This window comes from Brenneria salicis ATCC 15712 = DSM 30166, assembly GCF_003315515.1.
Taxonomy (GTDB): Bacteria; Pseudomonadota; Gammaproteobacteria; order Enterobacterales; family Enterobacteriaceae; genus Brenneria; species Brenneria salicis.
On record NZ_QNRY01000011.1, the window covers coordinates 80140 to 87287 of the forward strand.

The 7148-nt window shown below is 50.0% G+C and carries 8 protein-coding genes; 7 read left to right on the forward strand and 1 reads right to left on the reverse strand.

Going from position 1 to position 7148, the window contains the following annotated elements:
* The first annotated feature begins 12 nt into the window (after positions 1–12).
* From lepA to acpS, 7 genes are all read left to right on the forward strand, one after another.
* Positions 13–1812: a translation elongation factor 4 gene (gene lepA, locus DES54_RS07220; RefSeq protein ID WP_113865953.1), complete on the forward strand. Its 1800-nt coding sequence runs from the start codon at positions 13–15 to the stop codon at positions 1810–1812.
* A gap of 16 nt (positions 1813–1828) precedes the next feature.
* Positions 1829–2779, forward strand: a complete 951-nt coding sequence (lepB, locus tag DES54_RS07225) for a signal peptidase I (RefSeq protein WP_113865955.1) — start codon at positions 1829–1831, stop codon at positions 2777–2779.
* Positions 2780–2987: 208 nt separating this feature from the next.
* Positions 2988–3668 (forward strand): ribonuclease III, encoded by a 681-nt coding sequence (gene rnc / locus DES54_RS07230; protein ID WP_113865957.1) that lies wholly within the window; start codon positions 2988–2990, stop codon positions 3666–3668.
* Positions 3665–4570: a GTPase Era gene (era, locus tag DES54_RS07235; protein WP_113865959.1), complete on the forward strand. Its 906-nt coding sequence runs from the start codon at positions 3665–3667 to the stop codon at positions 4568–4570. The genes rnc and era overlap by 4 nt, the downstream gene beginning before the upstream one ends.
* 11 nt (positions 4571–4581) lie before the next feature.
* Positions 4582–5319: a DNA repair protein RecO gene (recO, locus tag DES54_RS07240; protein WP_113865961.1), complete on the forward strand. Its 738-nt coding sequence runs from the start codon at positions 4582–4584 to the stop codon at positions 5317–5319.
* A gap of 79 nt (positions 5320–5398) precedes the next feature.
* Positions 5399–6130 carry a pyridoxine 5'-phosphate synthase gene (gene pdxJ, locus DES54_RS07245; RefSeq protein WP_113865963.1) on the forward strand — a complete coding sequence of 244 codons (732 nt, stop codon included), beginning with the start codon at positions 5399–5401 and terminating at the stop codon, positions 6128–6130.
* The gene (gene acpS / locus DES54_RS07250; RefSeq protein WP_113865965.1) at positions 6130–6510 is read left to right on the forward strand and encodes a holo-ACP synthase; all 381 of its coding nucleotides are present in this window, start codon (positions 6130–6132) and stop codon (positions 6508–6510) included. The genes pdxJ and acpS overlap by 1 nt, the downstream gene beginning before the upstream one ends.
* A 3-nt stretch (positions 6511–6513) precedes the next feature.
* On the opposite strand, the gene DES54_RS07255 is transcribed toward acpS, so the two are convergent.
* Positions 6514–6774 (reverse strand): YfhL family 4Fe-4S dicluster ferredoxin, encoded by a 261-nt coding sequence (locus DES54_RS07255; protein ID WP_113865966.1) that lies wholly within the window; start codon positions 6772–6774, stop codon positions 6514–6516.
* Positions 6775–7148 lie beyond the last annotated feature (374 nt).

Consider the following 7148-nt stretch of genomic DNA (forward strand, 5'->3'; position numbering starts at 1 on the left):
AAAATTTTTATAATGAAGCATATACGAAATTTCTCCATTATTGCCCATATCGACCACGGCAAGTCGACGTTATCCGATCGTATTATTCAGATTTGCGGTGGTTTAACCGAACGTGAAATGGCTGCGCAGGTTCTGGACTCCATGGATCTGGAACGTGAACGCGGTATTACAATAAAAGCGCAAAGCGTGACGCTGGATTATAAGGCGCAGGATGGGCAAACCTACCAGCTAAACTTCATTGATACCCCCGGACACGTTGATTTCTCCTACGAGGTTTCTCGTTCGCTGGCCGCCTGCGAAGGGGCGTTGCTGGTGGTTGATGCGGGCCAGGGCGTTGAAGCGCAGACATTGGCGAACTGCTATACCGCGCTGGATATGGATCTGGAAGTGGTGCCGGTGCTGAACAAAATCGACCTGCCTGCCGCTGATCCGGATCGTGTTGCCCAGGAAATTGAAGATATTGTGGGTATTGATGCGACGGATGCGGCGCGTTGCTCCGCTAAAACCGGTGTCGGGGTGCCGGATGTGCTGGAACGTCTGGTGCGCGATATTCCACCGCCAAACGGCAGCGCGGACGCGCCGTTGCAGGCGTTGATTATCGACTCCTGGTTTGATAACTACCTTGGCGTGGTTTCACTGGTGCGCATCAAAAATGGTTCGATGCGCAAAGGCGACAAAATCAAGGTGATGAGTACCGGTCAGGTTTACAACGCCGATCGGTTGGGGATTTTTACCCCTAAGCGGATTGATCGCGAGGTGTTGAACTGCGGCGAGGTGGGCTGGCTGGTTTGCGCTATCAAAGATATTCTGGGCGCGCCGGTAGGCGATACGCTGACGCTGGCGCGTCAACCGGCTGAGAAAGCGCTGCCGGGCTTTAAGAAAGTGAAACCGCAGGTTTATGCCGGACTTTTCCCCATCAGTTCTGATGATTATGAAGCGTTCCGTGATGCGCTGGGTAAACTGAGTCTGAATGACGCCTCCCTGTTTTATGAGCCGGAAAGCTCCACCGCGTTGGGTTTTGGTTTTCGCTGTGGTTTCCTTGGGCTGTTGCACATGGAAATCATTCAGGAGCGTTTGGAACGGGAATATGATCTCGATCTGATCACCACTGCGCCAACGGTGGTGTATGAAGTGGAAACCACCGCTAATGAAATTGTTTATGTGGATAGCCCTTCCAAACTGCCGCCGTTGAATAATATTCAGGAGTTGCGCGAACCTATCGCCGAGTGTCATATGCTGATGCCGCAGGAGTTCCTGGGTAACGTCATTACGCTATGTATCGAGAAACGTGGTGTACAGACCAATATGGTTTACCACGGCAATCAGGTGGCGCTGACGTATGAAATTCCGATGGCGGAAGTGGTGCTTGATTTCTTTGACCGTCTGAAATCGACTTCGCGCGGTTATGCTTCACTGGATTACAGCTTCAAACGTTTCCAGGCTTCCGACATGGTGCGGGTAGACGTAATGATTAACGGCGAGCGTGTCGATGCCCTGGCGCTGATTACCCACCGGGACAATTCTCAGTATCGCGGTCGTGATCTGGTGGAAAAGATGAAAGAACTGATCCCGCGCCAACAGTTTGATATCGCGATTCAGGCGGCAATCGGCAACCACATTATTGCCCGATCCACGGTGAAGCAACTGCGCAAGAACGTACTGGCGAAGTGCTATGGCGGCGATGTGAGCCGTAAGAAGAAACTATTGCAGAAACAGAAAGACGGTAAGAAGCGTATGAAACAAGTAGGTAATGTGGAGTTACCGCAAGAAGCGTTTCTGGCTATTTTGCACGTTGGCAAAGACAATAAATAAATCCTGAGGAGTTGGCATGGCCAATATGTTTGCCGTAATTTTGGCGCTTGTGACGCTTGTCACGGGTATTGTCTGGTGTTTGGATCGTTTTGTATGGGCACCAGCGCGCCGAAAAAAACTTGCGGCATCGGGTGGGCAGCCTGCTTTGCCGAAATCGGCTGAGCAGCCTGGATGGGTCGAAACGGTCGCATCAATATTTCCGGTGGTTGCGCTGGTGTTGGTGGCGCGTTCCTTTATTTATGAGCCCTTTCAAATACCATCGGGTTCAATGATGCCAACATTGCTGATTGGGGATTTTATACTGGTAGAGAAATTCGCTTACGGCATTAAAGAGCCCTTTACCCAGAAAACGTTAATCGAAACCGGACATCCAAAACGTGGTGACGTGGTGGTATTTAAATATCCTTCCGATCCAAAGGTGGATTTTATCAAACGTGTCGTTGGCATACCGGGCGATCGCGTCAGTTATAACCCGATGAGCAAGCAAGTAACCATCAGTCCTGCCTGCGATGGTCAGCAACGTTGTGATAAAGCGCTGGCTGTGACCTATAATAATGTTCAGCCTAGCGATTTTGTTCAGACATTTAATCAGCCTGGTCTGGAATCACGCAGCGGTTTCTTTCAGGTTCCGGCGAGTGAAAATAACGTTGATGGTGTTCGTATGGGCATCCGTAAAGAATCTTTGGGTAATGTGACGCATAACATTCTGACGGTTCCCGGCGTGCAGGATCAGGTGGGCGGATATTATCAGCAGTCCCAACAGCAGCTTGCGACCTGGGTGGTGCCAGCCGGACACTATTTTATGATGGGCGATAACCGCGATAACAGTCTGGATAGCCGTTATTGGGGGTTTGTCCCGGAAAGAAATCTGGTGGGTAAAGCAACCGCAATCTGGATGAGCTTTGAAAAACAGGAAGGCGAGTGGCCAACCGGTGTGCGATTCAGTCGTATTGGCGGTATTCATTAACCAAAGCGATAAACTCGCAGCATTATTATGCTGCTCGTTGTAGAATATTTACTGAAACACTATTTTCGAAACGTTCTTTTTTAAAAGAATAAATGCAGGCTCCCTGTCGGGAGCCGATGCAAACGAAACCGTTTTGATTGGTAATGAGCGAGTCAGGGCTGTTCCGTATGCAGCTGTTTTTGACGCATCGTTGATCTATTGGTAACACATGAACCCCATCCTGATAAATCGTTTACAAAGAAAGCTAGGTTATACTTTCCAGCAGTATGAACTTTTGTTACAGGCTCTGACGCATCGCAGTGCCAGCAGCAAGCACAACGAGCGACTCGAATTTCTGGGGGACTCGATTCTCAGCTTTGTTATCGCCAATGCGTTGTATCATCGTTTTCCCAAAGTGGATGAAGGCGACATGAGCCGCATGCGTGCGACGTTGGTGCGTGGTAATACGCTGGCGGAAATCGCGCGTGAATTTGAACTGGGCGAGTGCCTGCGTCTTGGGCCCGGCGAGTTAAAGAGCGGCGGTTTCCGTCGGGAATCCATTCTTGCTGATACGGTGGAAGCCTTGATCGGCGGTATATTCCTCGACAGTGATATCCAGACGATCGAGCGTTTGATCCTTAACTGGTATAAAAGCCGGTTGGACGAAATAAGTCCCGGCGATAAGCAAAAAGATCCCAAAACTCGGTTGCAGGAATTTTTGCAAGGACGTCACTTACCGCTGCCGACCTATCTGGTGGTGCAGGTTCGCGGCGAGGCGCACGATCAGGAATTTACGATCCACTGTCAGGTCAGTGGTTTTAGTGAATCGGTAATTGGTACTGGTTCGAGCCGCCGGAAGGCTGAACAGGCTGCGGCAGAACAAGCGTTGAAAAAACTGGAGCTTGAATGAGCGAAGAACAGACATACTGCGGTTTTATCGCGATTGTCGGTCGGCCTAACGTCGGTAAGTCAACCTTACTGAATCAGTTGCTGGGGCAGAAGATTTCGATTACGTCGCGTAAACCCCAAACAACGCGCCACCGGATTATGGGCATTCATACGGAAGGCCCTTATCAGGCTATCTATGTGGATACGCCTGGGCTGCATATCGAAGAGAAGCGGGCGATTAATCGCCTGATGAACCGGGCGGCCAGCAGTTCAATCGGCGATGTTGAACTGATCATTTTCGTGGTGGAAGGGACGCATTGGAACGCTGACGATGAGATGGTATTGAATAAGCTGAGAGATCAGAAGCATCCTGTTGTGTTGGCAATTAATAAAGTGGACAACGTCATGGATAAAACCAAGCTGTTGCCGCATATCCAATTTATCAGCCAGCAAATGAATTTCCTGGATGTGGTGCCGATTTCCGCGGAAAAAGGAACCAATGTCGATACCATAGCCAGTATTGTGCGTAAGCACCTTGCGCCGGCTGATCACCATTTCCCGGAAGACTATATTACCGATCGTTCACAGCGCTTCATGGCGTCAGAAATTATTCGCGAAAAACTGATGCGTTTTCTGGGCGAAGAATTGCCGTATTCTGTGACGGTCGAGATCGAGCGTTTTATAACCAATGAACGTGGTGGTTATGACATTAATGGCTTGATCCTTGTTGAGCGTGAAGGCCAAAAGAAAATGGTCATCGGTAACAAGGGTGCCAAGATCAAAACGATCGGCATTGAAGCTCGCCAGGACATGGAAGAAATGTTTGAAACCAAAGTTCACCTCGAACTTTGGGTAAAAGTAAAATCAGGTTGGGCGGATGATGAACGCGCCCTGCGAAGCCTCGGTTACAGCGAAGACATGTAAGGCCCGCGCCGATGGAAGGCTGGCAACGCGCATTTGTCTTACATGGGCGACCTTACAGCGAAACCAGTTTATTGCTGGATCTGTTCAGTGAAAGCGACGGGCGGGTGCGAGTGCTGGCAAAAGGCGCGCGGGCGCGGCGTTCCAGTCTGAAAGGCTGTTTGCAGCCCTTTACGCCTTTGCTGGTGCGCTGGAGCGGTCGGGGAGAAGTGAAGACGTTGCGTAATGCGGAACCGGTATCGCTGGCGCTTCCTCTATCCGGCATCATGTTGTATAGCGGTCTGTATGTGAATGAGCTATTGGTGCGTGTGCTGGAACATGAAACCAACTATTCAGCGCTCTTTTTCGATTACCTCCATTGTTTACAACAACTTGCTTCTCAGGATGCCTCGCCTGAGCCTGCATTGCGGCGTTTTGAACTGGCGCTGTTGGGATATCTTGGTTACGGTGTGGACTTTCTGCATTGTGCGGGCAGTGGTGAACCGATCGTTGACACCATGACATATCGGTATCGCGAAGAGAAAGGATTTATTGCCAGCCTGATTATTGATAATAACAGTTTTACTGGTTATGAGTTGCGTGCGCTGGCATCACGGGAGTTTCCCGATACGGTGACATTACGGGCGGCAAAACGCTTTACCCGCATGGCGCTAAAGCCCTATCTTGGCGGTAAGTCACTGAAAAGCCGGGAACTGTTCCGCCAGTTTGTCCCCGCATTCAACGCGTCTGAAACGCCATCTTCTGAGAAATAATACTCGCTTGCCGATACCCAGAAACCCACACATCGGTGTAAACTCCAGACATTACGCATTACTTTTTAGAGGCTTTATCATGGCTGAGTTGTTGCTGGGCGTTAACATTGATCATATCGCAACCCTGCGTAATGCCCGCGGAACGGCGTATCCTGATCCGATTCAGGCTGCATTTGTAGCTGAACAGGCTGGCGCCGATGGCATTACCGTACATTTGCGTGAAGATCGGCGTCATATAACCGATCGCGACGTGCGTATTTTGCGGGAAACCATTCAAACCCGTATGAATCTGGAAATGGCCGTGACGGAAGAAATGCTGGGGATTGCCTGCGAACTGAAACCCCATTTCTGTTGTCTTGTGCCGGAGAAGCGTCAGGAAGTGACCACGGAAGGTGGACTGGATGTTGCTGGTCAACAAGAGAAAATGAATGATGCCGTCGCCCGGTTGACTCAGGCTGGCATTCAGGTTTCTCTGTTTATTGATGCTGACAAACGGCAGATTGACTCGGCTGTCGTCAGCGGCGCGCCTTATATTGAAATCCACACTGGCGCGTATGCGGATGCATCCAGCGACAGCGAGCGTCAGCATGAATTTGAACGTATCCGAGATGCGGCCAGTTATGCTGTCGGAAGGGGCCTGAAAGTGAATGCCGGACACGGATTAACCTATCACAACGTCCAGCCTGTCGCGGCTTTACCGGAAATACATGAATTGAATATCGGCCATGCCATTATCGGTCGCGCCGTCATGGGTGGATTAAGCGAAGCCGTTGCGGAAATGAAACGCCTGATGAAGGATGCTCGTCGTTAATGCCGATTCTTGGGCTTGGCACAGACATTGTCGAAGTTGCTCGTATTACCGCAGTCGTCGAACGTAGCGGTGAGCGTTTGGCGCGCCGCATCTTAACGGATAGGGAATGGATGCAATATCAGCAACATCAGCAACCGATTCGTTTCCTTGCCAAACGTTTCGCCGCCAAAGAAGCGGCGGCGAAAGCGTTTGGTACAGGTATTCGTGATGGGCTGGCGTTTAGTCAGTTTGAAATATTCAACGATGAGCAGGGCAAACCCTGTTTGCGTTTTCTCGGCAGGGCGGCGGAACTTGCCGAGTGCATGGGGGTGAAATACGTACATCTTACTCTGGCGGATGAACGCCGTTATGCTTGCGCCACGGTAATCATTGAAAGTTAGCGCTCAGAGGCTGTCCGCATGGTGCATTAAGACGAACTTTTCCCACAACTGCGCGTTATCTTCTGGATGGGCAGGATCTTTGATGATCGTGTTATCAATCGGGCAGACTTTTTTACAGGTCGGTGTGTTGTAATGTCCGACACACTCGGTGCATCGGCTTGCGTCAATTTCGTAGATATCCATACCCATGGAGATGGCCTGATTAGGGCACTCCGGCTCACACATATCGCAGTTGATACATTTATGGGTAATGAGTAATGCCATGATTGTCTTCTGTCTTGCAAACGAAATCGGGGCGCAGATTATACCTGCTCCAGCGAGTTTAAACACCTGTAACAATCTCCGATGGCGTTTATTCCAGGATGGCGACGAGTCGACCACGGAATAAATCTGACCAGTTTAAGCAACACATAGCATATTGATATACAAATAATTGCAGAAAGCCAACATCTCTTTAACTTAAAATGACGGGTATAAATAGAGATGGCCTAGTTACAGGGTAAAATGACCATCTGTTCGTTACATTGCCGCTGAGTTTATGCTCTAAATAGCTGTTCCAAATAGTAGATCACTTTGAGGGAACTCAGTCCGAGTTGAGCGATCTGATCAATCGCCAAAAATCACAAATCACCAACCGG

What these genes read in the sequence shown, in the direction of transcription:
- lepA (WP_113865953.1), top strand. Translation starts at nt 13, where the DNA reads ATGAAGCATATACGAAATTTCTCCATTATTGCCCATATCGACCACGGC.
- lepB (WP_113865955.1), top strand. Translation starts at nt 1,829, where the DNA reads ATGGCCAATATGTTTGCCGTAATTTTGGCGCTTGTGACGCTTGTCACG.
- rnc (WP_113865957.1), top strand. Translation starts at nt 2,988, where the DNA reads ATGAACCCCATCCTGATAAATCGTTTACAAAGAAAGCTAGGTTATACT.
- era (WP_113865959.1), top strand. Translation starts at nt 3,665, where the DNA reads ATGAGCGAAGAACAGACATACTGCGGTTTTATCGCGATTGTCGGTCGG.
- recO (WP_113865961.1), top strand. Translation starts at nt 4,582, where the DNA reads ATGGAAGGCTGGCAACGCGCATTTGTCTTACATGGGCGACCTTACAGC.
- pdxJ (WP_113865963.1), top strand. Translation starts at nt 5,399, where the DNA reads ATGGCTGAGTTGTTGCTGGGCGTTAACATTGATCATATCGCAACCCTG.
- acpS (WP_113865965.1), top strand. Translation starts at nt 6,130, where the DNA reads ATGCCGATTCTTGGGCTTGGCACAGACATTGTCGAAGTTGCTCGTATT.
- DES54_RS07255 (WP_113865966.1), bottom strand. Translation starts at nt 6,774, where the DNA reads ATGGCATTACTCATTACCCATAAATGTATCAACTGCGATATGTGTGAG.